This is a genomic window from Citrobacter sp. Cpo074, assembly GCF_030332745.1.
GTDB lineage: Bacteria > Pseudomonadota > Gammaproteobacteria > Enterobacterales > Enterobacteriaceae > Citrobacter > Citrobacter portucalensis.
The window spans coordinates 1-21,504 of the sequence record NZ_JAOWHG010000024.1 but is presented as its reverse complement, the minus strand read 5'-3'; the positions used below and the strand labels follow the sequence as shown (position 1 = coordinate 21,504).

The following is a 21,504-nucleotide window of genomic DNA, read 5'->3' as shown; positions in this document are numbered from 1 at the left end:
AGGTATGCACATCTGTGCCGACAACGCGCCATCACCACATCAAATGTGCAACACAATCGGTCATTTCAGGGCGCTGAAATAAGTGAAAATAGCTTTGAGATGGAGAACAGATGGGGTTATATCAGATCAAGAAGGCAATTTCGTGATTTGCACAAATGTGCAGGAGTCCAAAAATGGCGACGGAAAACAGCGATGATATCCGCCTGATCGTGAAAATAGCGCAGTTGTATTACGAACAGGATATGACACAAGCGCAAATCGCCCGCGAGCTGGGTATTTATCGCACCACGATCAGCCGGTTACTAAAACGTGGACGCGAGCAGGGTATCGTCACCATCGCCATTAATTACGACTACAACGAAAATCTGTGGCTGGAACAGCAGCTAAAACAGAAATTTGGCCTGAAAGAGGCGGTCGTAGTCTCCTGCGATAGCGAGCAGGAAGATGAACAACTTAATATGATGGGCGTACATGGCGCACAGTTGCTGGAACGCTTACTGGAACCTGGGGACATTATCGGGTTCTCATGGGGCCGCGCGGTACGGGGACTGGTGGAAGGATTATCTCCTGCCAGCCAGTCGCGCCAGCTGATCTGTGTGCCGATTATCGGCGGACCATCCGGCAAGCTTGAAAGCCGCTACCACGTCAATACGCTGACCTACGGCGCTGCGGCAAAGCTCAAAGGGGAATCACACCTGGCAGATTTCCCGGCACTGCTGGAAAACCCGCTGATCCGTAACGGGATCATGCAGTCACGACATTTTAAATCGATTTCTGCGTACTGGGATAATCTGGACATCGCGCTGGTCGGGATTGGATCTCCGGCGATACGTGATGGCGCCAACTGGCACGCCTTTTACGGCAGTGAAGAGAGTGATGACCTGCATGCCCGCCAGGTCGCCGGAGACATTTGCTCGCGCTTTTACGATATCAACGGTGTAACCGTAGAGACCAATATGAGTGAAAAGACGCTCTCCATCGAAACCAATAAATTAAAACAGGCGCGTTACTCCATTGGCATTGCAATGGGTGAAGAAAAATACAGTGGGATATTAGGCGCATTACGTGGGAATTATATTAACTGTTTAGTCACCAACAGTCATACCGCTGAATTATTGTTGAAGTAAATAAATTCTAATTGGTCCTGCCATAATTAATTTTATGTGGGATCCCCTTATCTGAATCGGGAGTTTATTATGCAAACGTGGTTAAACTTGCAGGGCAAAGTCATTATTGTTACCGGTGGTGCATCCGGAATTGGTCTGGCGATTGTCGAAGAGTTATTAGCGCAAGGCGCTAATGTACAAATGGCAGATATTCATGGTGGAGAAGGTAAATACGATAGCCATGACGGGTATCATTTCTGGCCAACGGATATTTCCAGTGCCAAAGAGGTTAATCATACTGTCGCTGAAATTATCCAACGCTACGGACGTATTGATGGGCTGGTAAATAATGCTGGCGTTAATTTTCCGCGTCTGCTGGTCGATGAAAAAGCACCCGCCGGGCAATACGAACTCAACGAAGCTGCTTTCGAAAAAATGGTTAATATCAACCAGAAAGGTGTGTTCTTAATGTCGCAGGCAGCGGCACGCCAAATGGTAAAACAGCGTAACGGCGTGATTGTGAATGTCTCTTCCGAAAGCGGACTGGAAGGCTCAGAAGGTCAAAGCTGTTACGCCGCGACCAAAGCCGCATTGAATAGTTTTACCCGTTCCTGGTCGAAAGAGTTGGGCAAACACGGCATCCGCGTGGTTGGTATTGCACCTGGCATTCTGGAAAAAACCGGACTGCGGACCCCCGAGTATGAAGAAGCGCTGGCCTGGACCCGCAACATCACCGTCGAACAGCTGCGCGAGGGCTACACCAAGAACGCGATCCCGATTGGTCGATCAGGGCGCTTAAGCGAAGTCGCTGATTTTGTTTGTTATCTTTTATCTGAGCGCGCCAGTTACATCACCGGAGTAACCACTAACATTGCGGGCGGAAAAACGCGCGGCTAAGGAGGTTTTATGGTCAATGCAATCTTCTGTGCTCACGGCAAACTGGCCTGCGCCATGCTGGAATCGGTACAGATGGTCTACGGTGATGCCAACGTTGAAGCCGTGGCATTTGTCCCCGGAGAGAACGCCAGCGACATTGTGGAAAAGCTAAAAAAGTTAGTAAGTATTCACACTGGCGATGAATGGCTGATTGCCGTCGATTTACAGTGTGGCAGTCCCTGGAATGCTGCCGCGACGCTGGCGATGCACAATCCGGCGATACGGGTCATTAGCGGGTTATCACTGCCGTTGGCGCTGGAGCTGGTAGACAACCAAAGCAATATGAATGTGGATGAACTGTGCGAACACCTGACGACCATTGCTCAACAAACCTGTGTCGTCTGGAAGCATCTGGAAACGGCCGAAGAGGATTTCTGATGAACATTACCCTTGCTCGTATTGATGACCGTCTGATCCACGGTCAGGTCACCACCGTCTGGTCGAAGGTGGCGAATGCTCAACGGATTATTATCTGTAATGACGACGTTTATAACGATGAAGTACGTCGCACATTATTACGTCAGGCCGCCCCACCGGGAATGAAAGTGAACGTCGTTAATATCGAAAAGGCGGTCGCGGTGTACCATAATCCGCAATACCAGAACGAAACCGTTTTTTATCTATTTACCCGCCCACAGGATGCCTTAGCAATGGTCAAGCAAGGCGTGAAAATCGCTACGTTAAATATTGGTGGCATGGCCTGGCGGCCTGGTAAAAAACAATTAACCAAAGCCGTTTCTTTAGATAACGACGATATTCATGCGTTTCGTGAGTTAGATAAACTGGGTGTTACGTTGGATTTACGCGTTGTCGCATCCGATCCATCTATTAATATTCTCGAAAAAATAGAAGAACAATCGTTCGCTGAATAAATAAAAATGCCTGTGTACTTATGCTTTAACAGGCAGGGATGATCACATTCACAAGGTGACATATTATGGAAATAAGTACCCTACAAATTATCGCCATATTCCTATTTTCCTGTATTGCCGGAATAGGCAGCGTGCTGGATGAGTTCCAGACCCACCGTCCGCTAATTGCTTGTACCGTTATCGGCCTGATCCTCGGTGATTTAAAAACCGGGATTATGCTCGGCGGCACGCTGGAGTTAATCGCCCTTGGCTGGATGAACGTCGGCGCAGCGCAGTCTCCCGATTCGGCGCTCGCCAGTATTATCTCCGCCATTCTGGTTATCGTCGGTCAGCAAAGCATTGCTACCGGTATCGCCATCGCCCTGCCGGTGGCGGCGGCAGGTCAGGTGCTGACGGTATTCGCCCGTACCATCACCGTGGTGTTCCAGCACGCGGCGGATAAAGCAGCCGAAGACGCCCGCTTTCGCACCATCGACATGCTGCACGTTTCCGCTCTCGGCGTACAGGCGCTGCGCGTTGCCATCCCTGCATTAATCGTCTCGCTGTTTGTCAGCGCCGATATGGTCAGCAATATGCTCAACGCCATTCCGGAATTCGTCACCCGCGGATTGCAGATTGCCGGTGGCTTTATCGTGGTGGTCGGCTACGCCATGGTGCTGCGCATGATGGGCGTGAAGTACCTGATGCCCTTCTTCTTCCTCGGGTTTATCGCTGGGGGTTATCTCGATTTGAGCCTGCTGGCTTTCGGTGGGGTTGGTGTGATTATCGCGCTGGTCTACATCCAGTTGAACCCACAGTGGCGTAAAGCCGAACCGCAGGTGCAACCCGCCTCTTCTCAAGCTCTCGATCAGCTTGATGACTAATGGAGCCAGCCATGGAACAGAAAAAACTGACCAAATCCGACCTGTTTAGCATGTTTGTTCGCTCCAACCTGCAACAGGCGTCATTTAACTTTGAACGCATTCATGGGCTGGGCTTTTGCTACGACATGATCCCTGCCATCAAGCGCCTGTATCCGCTGAAAGAGGACCAGGTTGCGGCACTCAAACGCCACCTGGTGTTTTTCAACACCACGCCTGCCGTTTGCGGCCCGGTGATTGGCGTGACCGCCGCGATGGAAGAAGCTCGTGCCAATGGTGCGGAAATTGACGACGGTGCCATCAACGGCATCAAAGTTGGGCTGATGGGCCCGCTGGCCGGTGTTGGCGACCCGTTGGTCTGGGGAACATTGCGCCCGATTACCGCCGCGCTCGGCGCATCGCTGGCGCTGTCCGGAAACATTCTCGGCCCACTATTGTTCTTCTTTATTTTCAATGCAGTACGTCTTGCCATGAAGTGGTACGGCTTACAGCTTGGCTTTCGTAAAGGGGTCAATATCGTCAGCGACATGGGCGGCAACCTGCTGCAGAAACTGACCGAAGGCGCATCGATTCTCGGCCTGTTTGTCATGGGGGTGTTGGTCACTAAATGGACCAGCATCAACGTGCCGCTGGTGGTATCGCAAACGCCTGGCGCAGACGGCACCACCGTCACCATGACCGTGCAGAACATTCTCGACCAACTCTGCCCCGGCCTGCTGGCGCTGGGTCTGACGCTGCTGATGGTGCGTCTGCTCAACAAGAAAATTAACCCGGTATGGCTGATCTTCGCCCTGTTTGCGCTGGGAATTATCGGTAACGCGCTGGGCTTCCTGTCCTGATTTTTTCGCCCCGGCGATGCCGGGGCTACTTCAACAAATAGTCCTCGAAAGAGGAAGAGGTGGTAACAATGCAAACAACAACAGCTTTACGCCTTTATGGTAAACGCGATCTGCGCCTGGAAACCTTCGATCTTCCTGAAATGCAGGACGATGAAATTCTGGCCTCAGTCGTAACCGACAGCCTGTGCCTTTCTTCCTGGAAAGAGGCTAACCAGGGCGAGAACCACAAAAAGGTGCCGGACGATGTGGCTACCAACCCGATCATCATCGGTCACGAGTTTTGCGGCGATATCATTGCCGTAGGCAAAAAATGGCAGCATAAGTTTCAGCCCGGCCAGCGCTATGTCATTCAGGCTAACCTGCAACTGCCGGATCGCCCGGACTGCCCCGGCTACTCCTTCCCGTGGGTAGGTGGTGAAGCCACGCACGTCATCATTCCTGATGAAGTCATGGAGCAGGACTGCCTGTTAGCCTACGAAGGTGAAACCTATTTTGAAGGCTCGTTGGTTGAGCCGCTGTCCTGCGTGATTGGCGCATTCAACGCCAACTATCACCTACAGGAAGGCACTTATAACCACAATATGGGCATTCGTCCGCAGGGGCGTACACTGATACTCGGTGGCACCGGGCCGATGGGACTACTGGCGATCGACTACGCGCTGCATGGTCCGGTTAACCCGGCGCTGCTGGTGGTAACCGACACCAATCACGACAAGTTGAACTACGCCCGCAAGCACTATCCATCAGAACCACAAACGTTGATCCATTATCTCCACGCCCAGGATGCAGGTTATGACACCTTGATGGCGCTGAGCGGCGGGCACGGGTTTGATGACATCTTTGTGTTTGTGCCCAACGAACAGTTGGTTACGCTGGCCTCTTCTTTGCTGGCTGCCGATGGTTGCATGAACTTCTTTGCCGGTCCGCAGGATAAGCAGTTTAGCGCGCCGATTAACTTCTACGACGTGCACTATGCCTTCACCCATTATGTTGGGACATCTGGCGGCAATACCGACGACATGCGCACGGCGGTAAAACTGATCGAAGAGAAGAAAGTTCAGGCGGCAAAAGTGGTGACGCACATTCTGGGATTGAATGCGGCAGGTGAAACAACGCTGGAACTGCCGCAGGTCGGTGGAGGTAAAAAACTGGTTTACACCGGAAAAGCATTGCCGTTAACTGCGCTCACCCAGATTGACGATCCGGCCTTGCACGCTATCCTGGAGCGTCATCAGGGGATCTGGTCGCAGGAAGCCGAACAGTACATATTGTCTCACGCCGAGGAAATTTAACATGATTAACCGCGACACCCAGTTGTGCATGTCGCTTGCCGGTCGCCCCGGCAACTTTGGCACACGCTTTCATAACTATCTGTATGAAAAGTTAGGGTTAAATTTTATCTACAAAGCCTTTACTACGCAGGATATTGAGGCCGCAGTGAAAGGCGTTCGCGCACTCGGGATTCGCGGCTGTGCGGTCTCTATGCCGTTTAAAGAGAGCTGCATGCCGTTTCTGGATGCCATCGATCCTTCCGCAAAAGTCATTGATTCCGTCAACACCATCGTCAATGACAACGGTACGCTGACAGGATTTAACACCGACTACATTGCGGTAAAAAGCCTGATTGCCAGCCACCAGCTTGATAACCACGCGCGCGTCATGATCCGCGGCAGCGGTGGAATGGGTAAAGCGGTTATCGCCGCATTTCGCGATGCCGGTTTTCGCGATGTGATCGTCGCCGCCCGTAACCGGGAGAGCGGCCCGGCGCTGGCAAAACAGTACGGTTTCCAGTGGCAGCCGCAGCCGGAAGGAATTACCTGCGATATTCTGGTCAACGTAACGCCCGTCGGCATGGCTGGCGGTAAAGAGAGCGATGAGCTGGCCTACAGCGAAGCGATGGTCGCTGCCGCCAGCGTGGTGTTTGACGTCGTCGCCCTGCCGCCGGAAACACCGGTAATCAAACTGGCACAGCAATTAGGTAAAAAGACCATCAGCGGTGCAGAGGTGATTGCCTTACAGGCCGTGGAGCAGTTCGCCATGTACACCGGCGTACGCCCGGATGACGCGCTAATCGCCGAAGCGGCAGAATTTGCGCGGGCGGGGTAAGAGAGCAGGAACAGAGCGCCAGGGATGGGCGCTCTAATAACCATTAATCAAAATGTCCTTTGAAAATCACTGAACGAACCGTTTTCTGCCCCCCATAGCAGTGCGCATGATATGCCTAAGGTTAGCGTAATAAGTGAGCATTCCCTATTCCCCAACCATTCACTGGATTATCAGGAGGTCTTCCGCCATGAATAAACTGACTCAGTACGATCCCACGACTGCGCTGGTTGATGATGAAGGTACTCGGCATTGAATTGACACTTAAAAAATAGCCTCAGCTTCTATCTCCCCCTTCCAACATCGTGAGCCATATCAGTAAGGCGTTTGGCTGATAGTGGTAGCATTAGCGCGGTTTGTAATTTTCTGATTACATGGAGAAATGATGGAACTGCTTTTATTGAGTAACTCGACGCTGCCGGGCAAAGGCTGGATGGAACATGCGCTGCCGCTGATTGCTGAACAACTGAATGGTCGCCGTACGGCGGTGTTTATTCCGTTCGCTGGCGTGACGCAAACCTGGGATGAGTACACGGCGAAAACGGCTGCCATCTTTGCACCAATGGGCGTCAACGTTACGGGTATTCATACCGTTGCCGACCCGATTGCCGCTATTGAAAACGCAGAGCTGGTGATTGTCGGCGGGGGTAATACCTTCCAGTTACTGAAAGAAAGCCGCGAGCGCGGTCTGTTGGCGCCGATTGTGGATGTCGTCAAACGCGGTGCGCTGTACATCGGCTGGAGCGCAGGTTCCAACCTTGCCTGCCAGACCATCCGCACTACCAACGACATGCCGATTGTCGATCCAAAAGGTTTTGATGCCCTGGGTCTGTTCCCGCTGCAGATTAACCCACATTTCACCAACGCGCTGCCGGAAGGCCACAAAGGCGAAACGCGTGAACAGCGTATTCGCGAGCTGCTGGTTGTGGCGCCAGAGCTGACGGTGATTGGCCTGCCGGAAGGGAACTGGATTAAGGTAAGTAACGGTCAATCCGTGCTCGGCGGCCCGAACACCACGTATATCTTTAAAGCGGGTGAAGAAGCGGTTGCCGTTGAAGCGGGCCACTGCTTTTAGTTGATTTGTTGTCTGATGCCGGATGGCGGCTTCGCTTTATCCGGCCTATAACTGTATGCCTGATAAGCGCAGCGCCATCAGGCAGTTCAGCGCACATTGCCGGATGCGGCGTAAACGCCTTATCCGGCCTACCGGACTGCGCCACCGGGCAACATTTCACCTGTCCTCGTTAGTACTCACGCTCATCGTCTTCATCCGGCTGTTCCAGCACGCTATAGGCTACAGAGCAAAACAGCGAGTTCAGACGCTGCATATCGCCCAACAGCGCCAGGTGCAAGGAGCTGGTTTCGATGCTCTGCACATTCTGCTGATGCAGACGGTCAACGTGCGCATGCGAATAACGACGATTGAGAATACGGAAGCGGTGCTTGCTGCGGCGCAGACGACGGGCACTGGTCACATCTCCTGAGAAGAACACCGACATCGCCAGCTGCAGATTGCTGAGCAACTGATCGTAGAGCGCATCCAGTTCTTTCAGCCCTTCGACAGAGAATGCCCGGCGAGCGGCCAGCGACTTATCGGCTATCTCGCTGCCCATACGTTCGACAATATCGGAAGCCTGCTCAAGGTTGAGCGACATTTCGATAATCTCCGCCCAACGGCGCGATTCCTCTTCCGCCAGCTCATCCTTTGGCATCCGCGCCAGATAGAGCTTAATTGCCGTGTACAGCACGTTAATATCATCCGCCATCCTGCGCAGCTCTTTCTCTTCACGCGGTTCGCCGTGCATTACTTTCTTCAGCCCGTCCATCATCAGCTCCATCGCGTCACCGATACGCAGGGCTTCACGGGCGGCATTGGCCAGAGCGAGCGTCGGCGTATCCAGCGCGCTGACGTCCAGATGCTTGGGTTTCAGATGTGCATCCAGCTCCGGCTCATCGCGGATGATGCGCTTACAAAAACGCGCCATCGGTTCGGCGAACGGCACCATCGCCACGCAGCGCACCAGGTTGTAGAAGACGTGGAAGTAGATAACCAGTTCAGATTTCGGCAGCGGCAGTTCATCCATCAGATTGGCCAGCGGATGAACAAACGGCAGGATAATCAGGCTGCCCACCAGCTTAAACAGCAGGCTACCGAGCGCCACACGACGTGCTGCGGCGTTAGCGGCGCTGTTATTCAACATCGCCAGCAGACCGGACCCGAGGTTAGCACCAATCACCAGACACAACGCCACCGGGAACGAGATAATACCTGCCGCGGTCAGCGTGGCCGTCAGCAGCACCGCCGCCAGGCTGGAGTAACTGATAATCGCAAACATGGCGCCAATCAGCGCATCGAGCATAATATCGCCGGTGAGCGAGGCAAAAATAACCTGTACACCATTAGCCTGGGTGATCGGCGTTACCGCCTGCACAATCAGCTCCAGCGCCAGCAAAATCAACCCCAGCCCAATACCGACCCGCCCCAGTTGCCCCACGCGGGACTGCTTACGGCCGAGAAAGAAGATCACGCCGATAAAAATCAGCAGTGGTGACAGCCAGGAGAGATCGAAGGTCAGGATACGCGCCATCAGCGCGGTCCCCACGTCGGCGCCGAGCACTATGACCAGCGCAGGGGTAAGCGCCACGAGATCTTGTGCAACAAACGAGGTCACCAGCATGGTGGTGGCGTTGCTGCTTTGCACCAGCGCCGTTACGCCGATACCCGCACAAAAGGCGAGCGGCTTCTTTTCAACACTACGGCTGAGCACGGTACGCAAACGGGCGCCGAAGACGCGCATCACGCCGGTACGCACAATATGCGTACCCCAAACCAGCATAGATACAGCAGAAAGCAGGTGTAACAGAGTTAACACGGAATCAGGTTCTCCTTATTTTTATGGTTTTTTGAGGGTCATTTGCCTGATGGCGCTGCGCTTATCAGGCCTACAAATCATCCCTATGTAGGCCGGATAAGGCGTTTACGCCGCCATCCGGCAACGGCCCCCTTTCAGTATAAGGGTTTAAACGTAATAAAGAGACAGGGCACTCATTGAGCGCCCTGTTTGTTGTAAAGAAAGATGACAGTTTTGTGAATCAGTCGGCGTCATAGCCGAGGTTCGGCGCTAACCAGCGCTCCACTTCCGCCACGCTCATCCCTTTACGGAAGGCATAATCTTCAACCTGATCGCGCTGGATTTGCGCCACGGCGTAGTACTTGCTGTCCGGATGACTGAAATACCAGCCGGAAACCGACGCGCCTGGCCACATGGCGAAGGATTCGGTGAGCTTCATCCCGGTGTGCGCTTCCACATCCAGCAGTTCCCAGATGGTGGCTTTTTCGGTGTGTTCCGGGCACGCCGGATAGCCTGGTGCCGGGCGAATCCCCTGGTAGTTTTCGCGGATCAGTTCCTCGTTACTGAGGTTCTCATTCGCCGCATAGCCCCAGTAGACTTTACGCACGCGCTCATGCAGATATTCTGCGAACGCTTCCGCCAGACGGTCAGCGATCGCTTTCACCATGATCTTATTGTAGTCGTCATGCTGGGCTTCAAAGGCGTCCGCCAGCGCATCTTCCTCAAGACCACCAGTAACCGCGAAAGCACCGATGTAATCCGCTTTGCCGCTCAGTTTCGGCGCAACAAAGTCAGACAGGCAGTAGTTGGCGAAACCGACTTTTTCCGTCTGCTGGCGCAGATGATGGCTCACGTTGATGACGTGCGTACGCGTCTCGTCACGGTAAATCTCGATGTCGTCACCCACGCGGTTGGCCGGGAATAACCCCACTACGCCGCGCGGATTCAGGGTCTTCTCGGTGCTGAGTTTATCCAGCATGTCGTTAGCGTCTTTGAACAGGCGCTTCGCCTCTTCTCCTACTACCTCATCTTCGAGAATGCGCGGGTATTTCCCGGCCAGCGACCAGGTCATAAAGAACGGCGTCCAGTCGATGTAATTGCGCAGAGTTTCGATGCTGGCTTCCACTTCCTGCACGCCCAGACGGTGCGCCACCGGCGGGGTGTAGTTTTCCCAGTCAAAGGCCAGATCGTTGTCGCGGGCAGCCTGTAACGTTACTGGCGGGGTACGCGGTTTCTTACGCGCATGCTGGATACGCACGGTTTCGTACTCTTTACGCGTACGGGCGACAAAGTCATCGCGCTGGGTGTCAGAGAGCAGCGCAGCCACCACGCCAACGGTACGCGAGGCATTCTGCACGTACACCGTCGGGCCACTGTAGTTCTGCTCAATTTTCACCGCCGTGTGTGCTTTTGAGGTGGTCGCGCCGCCAATCAGCAGCGGAATAGTGAATCCCTGACGCTCCATCTCTTTCGCCACGTTGACCATTTCGTCCAGCGACGGGGTAATCAGCCCGGAAAGGCCTATCAAGTCGGCATTCACTTCACGCGCCGTTCTGAGGATTTTCTCCGCGGGCACCATCACGCCAAGATCGACGATTTCGTAGTTGTTACATTGCAGCACCACGCCGACAATGTTTTTGCCGATATCGTGCACATCGCCCTTCACGGTCGCGATGACCATTTTGCCGTTGCTGGAGCCTTTCTCTTTGCTGGCCTCAATGTACGGTTCGAGGTACGCCACCGCCTGCTTCATCACGCGGGCGGATTTCACCACCTGCGGCAGGAACATTTTGCCCTCGCCGAACAGATCGCCAACGACGTTCATGCCGTCCATCAGCGGTCCTTCAATAACTTCGATCGGACGCGCAGCCTGCTGGCGCGCTTCCTCGGTATCCAGCTCAATAAACTCGGTAATGCCTTTCACCAGCGAGTATTCGAGGCGCTTTTTCACGTCCCAGGTGCGCCACTCCGCCATCTGGGCATTCGCCGTGTCGTCGGTTTTACTGCCGCGATATTTCTCTGCCAGCTCCAGCAGTCGTTCGGTGCCATCGTCACGACGGTTGAGGATCACATCTTCAACAGCATCGCGCAGCTCGGCGGGCAAGTCGTCGTAAATAGCCAGCTGTCCGGCGTTGACGATCCCCATGTCCATGCCGTTGCGAATGGCGTAGTAGAGGAATACCGCGTGAATGGCTTCACGTACCGGGTCGTTGCCCCGGAACGAGAATGAAACGTTAGAAACGCCGCCGGAGATCAGTGCGTGCGGCAGCTCGCGTTTGATGTCTTCACACGCGCCGATAAAGTCCTGCGCGTAATTGTTGTGCTCATCAATACCGGTCGCGACAGCAAAGATGTTTGGGTCGAAGATGATGTCTTCCGGCGGGAAGCCCACCTCTTCGGTAAGAATTTTGTACGCCCGACGGCAGATTTCGATTTTACGTGCGCGGGTGTCGGCCTGCCCTTGCTCGTCAAAGGCCATCACCACCACCGCGGCACCGTAGCGACGCAGCAGCTTCGCGTGATGGATAAAGGTCTCAACCCCCTCTTTCATCGAGATGGAGTTAACGATGCCTTTACCCTGAATGCACTTCAGCCCTTTCTCGATAACGTCCCATTTCGAGGAGTCGATCATAATCGGCACGCGGGCGATATCCGGCTCACCGGCGATCAGGTTGAGAAAACGCACCATTGCCGCTTCGGCGTCGAGCATCCCCTCATCCATGTTGATATCGATGATCTGCGCTCCGCTTTCCACCTGCTGACGGGCGACGTCCAGCGCTTCGCTGTATTTCTCTTCTTTGATCAGGCGTTTAAACTTCGCCGAACCGGTGACGTTGGTACGCTCGCCAACGTTCACAAACAGGCTGTCGTCGCCGATGTTCAGCGGCTCAAGGCCGGAAAGGCGGCAGGCAACCGGGATTTCCGGCAAGCGGCGCGGCGGTAAGCCATCCACTGCGCGGCTCATGGCGGCGATATGTTCCGGCGTGGTGCCGCAGCAGCCGCCGACGATATTCAGGAAACCGGCCTCAGCCCACTCGCGAATCTGCGCCGCCATGGTGTCGGCGTCGAGATCGTATTCACCAAAGGCGTTCGGCAGACCGGCGTTCGGGTGCGCGGTGACGTAGCATTCAGCAATGCGCGACAGTTCCTGCACGTACTGGCGCAGCTCGTCCGGGCCTAACGCGCAGTTCAGACCGAAGGTCAGCGCATCGGCGTGGCGCAGGGAGTTGTAGAATGCTTCGGTAGTCTGGCCGGAGAGCGTACGCCCGGAAGCATCGGTGATGGTGCCGGAGAGCATAATCGGCAGCTCAACGCCCAGCGCTTCGAATTCGGTTTTAACCGCGAAAATAGCGGCTTTGGCGTTCAGAGTATCGAAGACGGTTTCAATCAGGATCAGGTCACTGCCGCCTTCCACCAGCGCTTTGGTGGATTCACGGTAGGCGGCCACCAGCTGATCAAAGGTAATGTTGCGGTAAGCCGGGTCGTTAACATCAGGCGAGATAGACGCCGTACGGTTCGTTGGGCCGAGCACGCCCGCGACGTAGCGCGGTTTTTCCGGCGTGCGCGCCGTCCATTCGTCAGCCGCGGCACGCGCCAGTTTGGCTGCCGCAAAGTTGATTTCCGCCGACAGGGATTCCATCTGGTAATCCGCCATGGCGATAGTCGTCGAGTTAAAGGTGTTGGTTTCGATGATATCCGCGCCCGCCTCAAAGTAGGCATTATGGATGGCGGCGATGACCTCCGGTTTGCTGAGCACCAACAAGTCGTTGTTACCTTTCAGATCGCACGGCCAGTCGGCAAAGCGTTCGCCGCGGAAATCCTCTTCGCTCAGACGATATCCCTGGATCATGGTGCCCATACCGCCGTCCAGCACCAGAATACGTTCATTTAACTGCTGACGTAATTGTTCTACTTTGCTGCTCACACTCGCTCCCGACAACGCTCAACCAGACCGAAAAAAACTCAACAGGTCATACTGGCACAAACCTGAGAGGCGGAAAAGAGAACAACGGCCAACATGAGACATGTTCAGCTTCACTCATCCGATCAGTACAGGAATTCTTGCATTATAATTGAATAAAACGAAAATGATTTCCACGATACAGAAAAGGAGTCTGCCATGGTAGCCACTGTCCCCGCGAAACGCGGTAGAAAACCCGCCGCCGCTACTGCGCCTGCAACCGGGCAGGTTCAGTCTCTGACCCGCGGTCTGAAGCTGCTGGAGTGGATTGCGGAATCCAACGGCAGCGTGGCGTTGACCGAGCTGGCGCAGCAGGCTGGCCTGCCAAACTCCACGACTCACCGTTTGCTTACCACCATGCAGCAGCAGGGTTTTGTCCGTCAGGTCGGTGACTTAGGACACTGGGCCGTCGGTGCACATGCGTTTATCGTCGGCAGCAGCTTTTTACAAAGCCGTAATTTGCTGGCGATTGTCCACCCGATCCTGCGCAAGCTGATGGAAGACTCCGGTGAGACGGTAAACCTCGCCGTGCTGGATCAAAGCGACCATCAGGCCATTATTATCGACCAGGTGCAGTGCACCCAGCTGATGCGCATGTCCGCGCCTATCGGCGGCAAGCTGCCGATGCACGCCTCCGGTGCGGGTAAGGCGTTTTTATCCCAACTGAGCGAAGAACAAGTGACTGGCCTGCTGCACCGTAAAGGCCTGCATGCTTATACACACGCCACGCTGGTTTCGCCAGTGCATCTGAAAGAGGATTTGGCCCAGACGCGCAAGCGCGGCTATTCCTTTGATGATGAGGAACATGCGCTGGGTCTGCGCTGCGTGGCGTCGTGCATTTATGACGAGCACCGCGAGCCGTTCGCTGCGATTTCCATCTCCGGACCCATTTCGCGTATTACCGACGATCGCGTGACCGAGTTTGGCGCCATGGCGATCAAAGCGGCGAAAGAAGTGACGCTGGCATACGGCGGATTTCGCTAAGATGGGGTTGCCGGGTGGCGGCCACGCCTTACCCGGCCTGCTATCCAAGGTTAGGGCAGATTTGTAGGCCTGATAAGCGTAGCGCATCAGGCACGGCGCACATTGCCGGATGGCGGCGCAAGTGCTTTATCCGGCCTACGGTCGGTTTCATAACGCACGCTGAACCGCTGCCGACGCCGGTAGGCGTAAACATCTTCCACGTGACCGTTTTTGATGCGCGTCTGTAGGCCGCGCCAGTAGTCAGCGCTGAACAGGTCAGCGTGCATCTCTTCAAATAGCGGTCCTATACGCGGGTCGGCACATAGCCAGTGACGAAATTCTTCCGGGAAGACATCTCCCGGCGATACGCTGTACCACGGCTCAGCGCTCATCTCATCTTCCGGGTAGCGTGGCGGCGGGATATGGCGGAAATTCACCTCCGTCATGTAGCAGATTTCATCGTAATCGTAGAACACCACACGCCCGTGACGGGTCACGCCGAAGTTCTTAAACAGCATATCGCCGGGGAAAATATTGGCGGCGGCCAGCTGACGAATGGCGTTGCCGTACTCTTCAATGGCATCGCGCAGTTGCTGACCTTCGACCTGCTCCAGCCAGATATTCAGCGGCACCATCCGTCGTTCGATATACAGATGGCGAATGACAATCTGATCGCCGAGATCGGTAATTTTTTCCGGGGCTTCCTGCAATAACAGCGCCATCAGCGCCGGATCGATTTGCCGTTTCTCCAGCACAAAATTCTCGAATTCCTGGGTGTCAGCCATCCGTCCAACACGATCGTGTTCTTTAACCAGTTGATAGCAGGCGCGGACGTGGGCGGCAGACATCTCTTTTTGCGGGGCAAATTTGTCTTTGATGATTTTAAACACCCGGTCAAAACCCGGCAGCGTAAACACCAACATCACCATGCCGCGGATCCCTGGTGCTTCAATAAATTGCTCATCGCAATGGGCAAGATAGAGCAGATATTCGCGGTAACTTTCGGTCTTCGCGTGTTTCTGACAGCCAATCGCCATGTACAGTTCGGCGGTGGTTTTACCGGGCAGGATCTCGCGCAGCCACTCCACCAGCGCCGCGGGCAAAGGGGCGTAAACCATAAAATAGGAGCGGGCGAAGCCAAACACAATGCTCGCCTCCGCCGTCGTGGTCAGACAGGTATCGACAAACAATTCGCCTTCATCAGTCCGGTGGATTGGCAGTAAAAACGGTAGCGTCCCCGAAGGAGTAATCAGCTTACCGACCAGCCAGGCGGCCTTGTTGCGATAAAACAGTTCGTTCGCCACCTGTAAATGGCAGCCCGACAACACATCCGCTCCCAGGGTTTCGGTCAGGTGTTCGATGATGTAGTGGATATCACGATGTTTGTTCTGCCACGGCAGACGCAGGGGCAGATCGCTAAGGACGCGCGTCAGCAGCCACTCCCAGCCGGTATCCGGAAAAAAGTCTTTCGCCAGGGGACGTGGGATCGTGCGAAAACGGCGCTCTGGCTGAGAACTGAAAATAAACAGCCGCTCGGGAGTCAGCGAGCGGTGGTCAAATAACCGACAGTAAACGGAGTTAAAGAAACTCTCCGCAATCTCGAAGCGCGGGTAATCCGGCAGTAGCCGGGTGTAATGCTCTTTCACGCGAAGTAAAAAATCCGCGTCGGTACTTTTGCCGTCAGTAATGCAGCGCAACTGCTCCACCACCAGACCCACGTGATGATCGTAAAGGTGAATACGGCTTTTCATCGCCTGCTGAACCGCATGCCAGTCGGCATGTTCAAAACGCTGCTGCGCGCCGGAGGTGACTTCCAGAAAACGCCCGTACTGGGCGTCGAAACCTTGCAAGATAGTCTGAGCAATCAGTAATTCCAGGCCACGCGTCATCAATGTCTCCCATCCGGCACAACGTCATGCCGGATGGCGCGTTCGCTTATCCGGCCTACATCCCTTCGTAGGCCCGGTAAGCGCAGCGCCACCGGGCATTAATCAAAACTGCGATTCTTCGGTCGAGCCGGTCAGCGCGGTCACCGAGGAAGCTCCGCCCTGAATGATGGTGGTGACTTTGTCGAAGTAACCTGTGCCCACTTCCTGCTGATGGGAGACGAAGGTGTAACCGTCTTTAGCTGCCGCAAATTCTGGCTGCTGAACCTTCTCAACATAATGGCGCATGCCTTCACCCTGCGCATAGGAGTGCGCGAGGTCGAACATGTTGAACCACATGCTGTGGATACCCGCCAGGGTAATGAACTGGTATTTGTAACCCATATCAGACAGCTGCTGCTGGAAGCTGGCGATAGTTTTGTCATCCAGGTTTTTCTGCCAGTTAAACGACGGCGAACAGTTGTAAGCCAGCAGTTTGCCAGGGTATTTCGCATGGATCGCATCGGCAAAGCGCTTCGCCAGCTCAAGGTCCGGCGTGGAGGTTTCACACCACACCAGATCCGCATACGGTGCGTAGGCCAGACCACGGCTGATCGCCTGCTCAATACCCGCATGCGTACGGTAGAACCCTTCGCTGGTACGTTCGCCAGTGATGAACTCGCTGTCGTATGGGTCGCAATCAGACGTAATCAGATCGGCTGCATCGGCATCGGTACGTGCAATCACCAGCGTCGGCACACCCATGACGTCGGCTGCCAGACGGGCGGCCACCAGTTTCTGGATAGCTTCCTGAGTCGGAACCAGCACTTTGCCGCCCATGTGACCACATTTTTTCACCGATGCGAGCTGATCTTCGAAGTGAACGGCCGCTGCACCAGCCTCAATCATCGATTTCATTAGTTCAAACGCGTTCAGTACGCCGCCAAACCCTGCTTCCGCATCGGCAACGATCGGCAGGAAGTAATCGACATAGCGAGGATCGTTCGGCTCAATACCGGTTGACCATTGGATCTGATCGGCGCGACGGAATGTGTTGTTGATCCGATCAACCACCGCCGGGACGGAGTTCGCCGGATACAGCGATTGGTCCGGGTACATGCTGGATGCCAGGTTGGCATCTGCCGCCACCTGCCAGCCTGAAAGGTAGACCGCTTCAATACCGGCTTTCGCCTGCTGCAGCGCCTGACCGCCGGTCAGCGCGCCGAGGCTGTTGATATAACCTTTCTTCGATTCGCCGTGCAGCAGACGCCACATTTTCGCCGCGCCAAGCTGCGCCAGCGTGCATTCCGGGTTGACCGAGCCACGTAATTTCACCACTTCCTCCGCGCTATATGGACGGGTGATGCCTTCCCAGCGCGGTTGAGTCCATTCTTTCTGTAATTCTTCGATTTGTTGAGTACGGGTTTTCATGTGCAGATGCTCCATATTGTTATGTGGTGGATTACGCCAGCAGGCGGTAGCCTGGCAGGGTCAAGAAATCGATCAGTTCATCAGAGGTAGTGATTTGCTCCATCAGGCGCGCGGCATCGTCAAAACGCCCGCTGCTGTAGCGGTGTTCGCCCAGCTCGTCCTGAATCACCAGCATCTCTTCGGCCAGCATCTGACGGAACAGCGGTTTGGTAACCGGCTTGCCGTTGCTGAGCGTCTTCTCGTGGTGGATCCACTGCCAGATGGAGGTACGGGAGATTTCGGCGGTGGCCGCGTCTTCCATCAGACCGTAAATCGGTACGCAGCCGTTACCGGAGATCCACGCTTCGATGTACTGCACCGCGACACGGATATTGGCGCGCATGCCTTCTTCAGTACGCTCACCTTCACAAGGTGCCAGCAGTTGCTCTGCGGTAATCGGGGCATCTTCTTCACGGGTCACGAACAGCTGATTTTTGTTTTCACCGAGTACGTCGTTGAACACCGCCATGGCGGTATCTGCCAGTCCCGGATGGGCAATCCATGTGCCGTCATGACCGTTATTTGCTTCCAGTGCTTTGTCCGCTTTTACCTTGGTCAAAACCTGGTTGTTACGTTCCGCATCTTTGCTGGGAATGAATGCAGCCATGCCGCCCATCGCGAATGCGCCACGTTTATGACAGGTTTTAATCAGCAGACGCGAATAGGCGCTGAGGAATGGCTTATCCATCGTCACCACCTGGCGGTCCGGCAGCACGCGATCCGGGTGGTTCTTCAGTGTTTTGATATAGCTAAAAATGTAGTCCCAGCGACCGCAGTTCAGACCCACAATGTGGTCACGCAGGGCGTGCAGAATTTCGTCCATCTGGAAGACGGCAGGCAGCGTTTCAATCAGCAGGGTCGCTTTAATGGTGCCGCGCGGCAGGTTAAAGCGGTCCTCAGCATAGCTGAACACTTCGCTCCACCATGCCGCTTCTTGCCAGGCCTGCGTTTTTGGCAGATAGAAATAAGGACCGCTGCCTTTCGCCAGCAACGTTTTGTAGTTGTGGAGGAAATAGAGGGCAAAGTCGAACAGGCTGCCCGGGATAGATTCGCCACGCCAGGTGACGTGTTTTTCCGGCAGATGCAGACCACGAACGCGACATACCAACAGAGCCGGATTAGGCTTGAGCTGATAAATTTTACCCGCTTCGTTGGTGTAGCTAATGGTGCCATTGACCGCATCGCGCAGGTTGATCTGCCCGTCGATAACTTTGCTCCACTCAGGAGCCAGTGAATCTTCGAAGTCAGCCATAAAGACTTTGACGTTCGCGTTCAGCGCGTTGATGACCATCTTGCGCTCAACGGGTCCGGTGATCTCTACGCGGCGATCCAGTAAATCATCAGGAATTCCGCGAATTTTCCAGCCACCTTCACGAATGGAAGCTGTTTCCGAAATAAAATTAGGCAACTTACCGTTATCAATATCCTGCTGCTGCTGGATACGTGCAGCCAGAAGTTTATTCCGCTTTGGCGTAAATCTTGTCACCAGTTCAGTCAGAAACTCCACTGCTTCAGCGGTCAGAATTTGCTGTTCCTGTTCGCCACGCGGCCTGGTGAAGACCAGTTCATCGGTTGTCGTTGCCTGTTGATTCATTGCGTAGTTCCTCGTCATTGATCCAAACACATCCCCAATGCGAACGAAGGATCGTTGTGCGCTTTTCGTTCAGCACAACTAAGACTACTCATTTAAATTTCAAAATCAAAAACAATTTCCATTTTTAATTTAATTATCAATTAACCTATTGATAACAATATAAATAAAATTTAATTACACGATGAGGTGCGTTTCGGAAATAAAAAAGGCACCCGAAGGTGCCTGATTCAATATGCTGAAACGCTTAAGGATCGTCTGCTACAGAAGATTAATCCAGCGTTGGATTCATGTGACGCAGATCATATGGCGTGATCTGGTAGACGTAATAGTTGAGCCAGTTGGTAAACAACAGATTACCGTGGCTACGCCAGGTTGCCCGCGGTTTGTTTTGCGGGTCATCTTTCGGGAAATAGTTATAGGGTACTTCCGGCGATAAGCCCGCTTCAACATCACGAAAATATTCGCTGCCGAGTGTATGGTCGTCATACTCAGGGTGACCCGTCACGAAGGCGATACGTTTGTCTTTGCTGGCAAACAGGTAGGCATCTCCCTCTTCGGTTTCAGCAAAGATCTCGAGATCGGTGTAGTCGCGGATAAGCGCTGCAGGGAAATCAGCATAGCGGGAATGCGGGGCCAGGAACGCATCATCGAATCCACGCGTCAGTAGCGCATGAGGGTGCAGAATATGGTGCTCATAGACGCCTGAGAGTTTGTCCGTGCGGGTTTGCTTGGGAATTCCGTACAGGATATTCAACGCGGCCTGCACCGCCCAACAGACAAATAGCGTCGAGGTAACGTGATCTTTGGCCCATTCAAGCACTTGTTTAATCTGCGGCCAGTAAGCCACATCATTAAATTCAACCAGGCCCAACGGCGCGCCGGTCACGATCAATCCGTCAAAGTTCTGATCGCAGATATCCTCGAAATTACAGTAGAAGTTATTCAGATGCTCCGTTGGGGTGTTGCGTGACTCGCGGGCATCGATGCGCAATAGCTGAACATCTACCTGCAGCGGTGAGTTAGACAGTAAGCGCAGGAACTGGTTTTCCGTTTCAATCTTCTTGGGCATCAGGTTGAGGATGAGCACCTTCAGTGGACGAATTTCCTGACCGGAAGCGCGGGATGTCGTCATCACGAAGACGTTTTCCTCACGCAAAAAATTGACGGCGGGTAGCTCGTCCTGCACGCGAATTGGCATAACCTGATAACCTCACAACATACGTTTAAACGTTTAGACATCCAGATAGCTGAAGATACCCAGGAATCATGCGAATGTCGAGCTTGCATCCTCAAGTTGAGAAAGTTTCACGGCTCCTTGCTGTAGAATAGTGCAGTAAAGAAAAAAGGAGAATGCTATGAACCTTACCATTCGTCGTTCGCGTCCGGACGAAGGAGATAAGTTAGTTTCTATTTGGTGTCGCTCAGTAGATGCCACGCACCATTTCCTCTCTGCGGATTATCGGATTGAGCTGGAGGAGCTGGTACGTTCATTTTTACCAGAAGCCCCTCTGTGGGTTGCAGTGACAGAACAGGATGAGCCCGTCGCTTTTATGCTCCTGACCGACCAGCATATTGATGCTTTGTTTGTCGATCCGGATGTGCGTGGTAGTGGTGTTGGTAAGCTGCTGATTGAACATGCTTTATCAATGAGTTCAACGCTAACAACCAACGTTAACGAGCAGAATGAACAGGCGGTTGGATTCTATAAGAAGATGGGATTTAGCGTGACGGGACGTACAGAGGTGGACGATCTCGGACGACCGTACCCGTTACTCAAGCTCGTACGCGGGTAGCAGGACTAGCTTTTGTAGGCCGGATAAGGCGATACGCCGCATCCGGCAGTATGCAGACGTGTTGCCTGATGCGCTGCGCTTATCAGGCCTACTGAAACGCATTCACTGACGGGCTTTTGTAGGCCGGATAAGGCGGTACGCCGCATCCGGCGGTTTTCACCCCGCACAGACGCAAAAAAGCCCATCCGGCAGGATGGGCTTCTTCACTTTAATTAATGCCTGGCAGTTCCCTACTCTCGCATGGGGAGACCCCACACTACCATCGGCGCTACGGCGTTTCACTTCTGAGT

The 21,504-nt window shown here is 54.1% G+C and carries 17 protein-coding genes and 1 rRNA gene; 11 read left to right on the top strand and 7 right to left on the bottom strand.

Annotated features, from left to right (window positions below; genetic code table 11):
- Positions 1 to 173 precede the first annotated feature (173 nt).
- The 9 genes from OGX83_RS02405 (at position 174) to pepE (ending at position 7,791) form a co-directional block, all read left to right on the top strand.
- The gene (locus tag OGX83_RS02405; protein WP_032942077.1) at positions 174 to 1,127 is read left to right on the top strand and encodes a sugar-binding transcriptional regulator; all 954 of its coding nucleotides are present in this window, start codon (positions 174 to 176) and stop codon (positions 1,125 to 1,127) included.
- Positions 1,128 to 1,196: 69 nt separating this feature from the next.
- Positions 1,197 to 2,003, top strand: coding sequence for an SDR family oxidoreductase (locus tag OGX83_RS02400; RefSeq protein WP_008786899.1), 807 nt, complete (start codon positions 1,197 to 1,199; stop codon positions 2,001 to 2,003).
- A 9-nt stretch (positions 2,004 to 2,012) separates the two neighbouring features.
- Positions 2,013 to 2,420: a mannose/fructose/sorbose PTS transporter subunit IIA gene (locus OGX83_RS02395; protein WP_063941214.1), complete on the top strand. Its 408-nt coding sequence runs from the start codon at positions 2,013 to 2,015 to the stop codon at positions 2,418 to 2,420.
- Positions 2,420 to 2,914 carry a PTS sugar transporter subunit IIB gene (locus OGX83_RS02390; protein WP_048236368.1) on the top strand — a complete coding sequence of 165 codons (495 nt, stop codon included), beginning with the start codon at positions 2,420 to 2,422 and terminating at the stop codon, positions 2,912 to 2,914. Before OGX83_RS02395 ends, OGX83_RS02390 begins: the two co-directional genes overlap by 1 nt.
- Positions 2,915 to 2,979: 65 nt before the next feature.
- Positions 2,980 to 3,777: a PTS mannose/fructose/sorbose transporter subunit IIC gene (locus OGX83_RS02385; RefSeq protein WP_032942073.1), complete on the top strand. Its 798-nt coding sequence runs from the start codon at positions 2,980 to 2,982 to the stop codon at positions 3,775 to 3,777.
- Between the two features lie 11 nt (positions 3,778 to 3,788).
- A complete protein-coding gene (locus OGX83_RS02380; RefSeq protein WP_003031641.1) occupies positions 3,789 to 4,613 on the top strand; it encodes a PTS system mannose/fructose/sorbose family transporter subunit IID in 825 nt (274 codons plus the stop codon).
- 68 nt (positions 4,614 to 4,681) lie between these two features.
- The gene (sorE, locus tag OGX83_RS02375; protein WP_235125871.1) at positions 4,682 to 5,905 is read left to right on the top strand and encodes an L-sorbose 1-phosphate reductase; all 1,224 of its coding nucleotides are present in this window, start codon (positions 4,682 to 4,684) and stop codon (positions 5,903 to 5,905) included.
- A 1-nt stretch (position 5,906) separates the two neighbouring features.
- Entirely contained in the window at positions 5,907 to 6,719 is an 813-nt protein-coding gene (locus tag OGX83_RS02370; protein ID WP_153753899.1) for a shikimate 5-dehydrogenase, read from the top strand.
- A gap of 382 nt (positions 6,720 to 7,101) precedes the next feature.
- The gene (pepE, locus tag OGX83_RS02365) at positions 7,102 to 7,791 is read left to right on the top strand and encodes a dipeptidase PepE (protein ID WP_032942056.1); all 690 of its coding nucleotides are present in this window, start codon (positions 7,102 to 7,104) and stop codon (positions 7,789 to 7,791) included.
- Positions 7,792 to 7,960: 169 nt separating this feature from the next.
- Here the strand turns inward: pepE and OGX83_RS02360 are convergent, their stop codons facing one another.
- Positions 7,961 to 9,589: a Na/Pi cotransporter family protein gene (locus OGX83_RS02360; RefSeq protein ID WP_286587279.1), complete on the bottom strand. Its 1,629-nt coding sequence runs from the start codon at positions 9,587 to 9,589 to the stop codon at positions 7,961 to 7,963.
- Between the two features lie 220 nt (positions 9,590 to 9,809).
- Entirely contained in the window at positions 9,810 to 13,493 is a 3,684-nt protein-coding gene (gene metH, locus OGX83_RS02355) for a methionine synthase (protein WP_057068603.1), read from the bottom strand.
- 195 nt (positions 13,494 to 13,688) lie between these two features.
- On the opposite strand from metH, the gene iclR reads away from it, so the two are divergent.
- On the top strand, positions 13,689 to 14,513 hold the full coding sequence (iclR, locus tag OGX83_RS02350; RefSeq protein WP_071445347.1) for a glyoxylate bypass operon transcriptional repressor IclR: 825 nt from the start codon (positions 13,689 to 13,691) through the stop codon (positions 14,511 to 14,513).
- Between the two features lie 86 nt (positions 14,514 to 14,599).
- Here the strand turns inward: iclR and aceK are convergent, their stop codons facing one another.
- The 4 genes from aceK to metA form a co-directional block, all read right to left on the bottom strand.
- The gene (gene aceK / locus OGX83_RS02345) at positions 14,600 to 16,381 is read right to left on the bottom strand and encodes a bifunctional isocitrate dehydrogenase kinase/phosphatase (RefSeq protein WP_003826508.1); all 1,782 of its coding nucleotides are present in this window, start codon (positions 16,379 to 16,381) and stop codon (positions 14,600 to 14,602) included.
- A gap of 102 nt (positions 16,382 to 16,483) precedes the next feature.
- Positions 16,484 to 17,788, bottom strand: coding sequence for an isocitrate lyase (aceA, locus tag OGX83_RS02340; RefSeq protein ID WP_003826506.1), 1,305 nt, complete (start codon positions 17,786 to 17,788; stop codon positions 16,484 to 16,486).
- A gap of 31 nt (positions 17,789 to 17,819) precedes the next feature.
- A complete protein-coding gene (gene aceB, locus OGX83_RS02335; protein WP_286587278.1) occupies positions 17,820 to 19,421 on the bottom strand; it encodes a malate synthase A in 1,602 nt (533 codons plus the stop codon).
- A 268-nt stretch (positions 19,422 to 19,689) separates the two neighbouring features.
- Positions 19,690 to 20,619, bottom strand: a complete 930-nt coding sequence (gene metA, locus OGX83_RS02330) for a homoserine O-acetyltransferase MetA (RefSeq protein WP_003826503.1) — start codon at positions 20,617 to 20,619, stop codon at positions 19,690 to 19,692.
- A gap of 157 nt (positions 20,620 to 20,776) precedes the next feature.
- Here metA and OGX83_RS02325 point away from each other — a divergent pair, with 157 nt between their 5' ends.
- On the top strand, positions 20,777 to 21,214 hold the full coding sequence (locus OGX83_RS02325) for an acetyltransferase (RefSeq protein ID WP_286587277.1): 438 nt from the start codon (positions 20,777 to 20,779) through the stop codon (positions 21,212 to 21,214).
- Positions 21,215 to 21,431: 217 nt separating this feature from the next.
- Here OGX83_RS02325 and rrf read toward each other — a convergent pair.
- A 5S ribosomal RNA gene (rrf, locus tag OGX83_RS22830) occupies positions 21,432 to 21,504 on the bottom strand; the annotation flags it as partial.

What these genes read in the sequence shown, in the direction of transcription:
- OGX83_RS02405 (WP_032942077.1), top strand. Translation starts at nt 174, where the DNA reads ATGGCGACGGAAAACAGCGATGATATCCGCCTGATCGTGAAAATAGCG.
- OGX83_RS02400 (WP_008786899.1), top strand. Translation starts at nt 1,197, where the DNA reads ATGCAAACGTGGTTAAACTTGCAGGGCAAAGTCATTATTGTTACCGGT.
- OGX83_RS02395 (WP_063941214.1), top strand. Translation starts at nt 2,013, where the DNA reads ATGGTCAATGCAATCTTCTGTGCTCACGGCAAACTGGCCTGCGCCATG.
- OGX83_RS02390 (WP_048236368.1), top strand. Translation starts at nt 2,420, where the DNA reads ATGAACATTACCCTTGCTCGTATTGATGACCGTCTGATCCACGGTCAG.
- OGX83_RS02385 (WP_032942073.1), top strand. Translation starts at nt 2,980, where the DNA reads ATGGAAATAAGTACCCTACAAATTATCGCCATATTCCTATTTTCCTGT.
- OGX83_RS02380 (WP_003031641.1), top strand. Translation starts at nt 3,789, where the DNA reads ATGGAACAGAAAAAACTGACCAAATCCGACCTGTTTAGCATGTTTGTT.
- sorE (WP_235125871.1), top strand. Translation starts at nt 4,682, where the DNA reads ATGCAAACAACAACAGCTTTACGCCTTTATGGTAAACGCGATCTGCGC.
- OGX83_RS02370 (WP_153753899.1), top strand. Translation starts at nt 5,907, where the DNA reads ATGATTAACCGCGACACCCAGTTGTGCATGTCGCTTGCCGGTCGCCCC.
- pepE (WP_032942056.1), top strand. Translation starts at nt 7,102, where the DNA reads ATGGAACTGCTTTTATTGAGTAACTCGACGCTGCCGGGCAAAGGCTGG.
- iclR (WP_071445347.1), top strand. Translation starts at nt 13,689, where the DNA reads ATGGTAGCCACTGTCCCCGCGAAACGCGGTAGAAAACCCGCCGCCGCT.
- aceK (WP_003826508.1), bottom strand. Translation starts at nt 16,381, where the DNA reads ATGACGCGTGGCCTGGAATTACTGATTGCTCAGACTATCTTGCAAGGT.
- aceA (WP_003826506.1), bottom strand. Translation starts at nt 17,788, where the DNA reads ATGAAAACCCGTACTCAACAAATCGAAGAATTACAGAAAGAATGGACT.
- aceB (WP_286587278.1), bottom strand. Translation starts at nt 19,421, where the DNA reads ATGAATCAACAGGCAACGACAACCGATGAACTGGTCTTCACCAGGCCG.
- metA (WP_003826503.1), bottom strand. Translation starts at nt 20,619, where the DNA reads ATGCCAATTCGCGTGCAGGACGAGCTACCCGCCGTCAATTTTTTGCGT.
- OGX83_RS02325 (WP_286587277.1), top strand. Translation starts at nt 20,777, where the DNA reads ATGAACCTTACCATTCGTCGTTCGCGTCCGGACGAAGGAGATAAGTTA.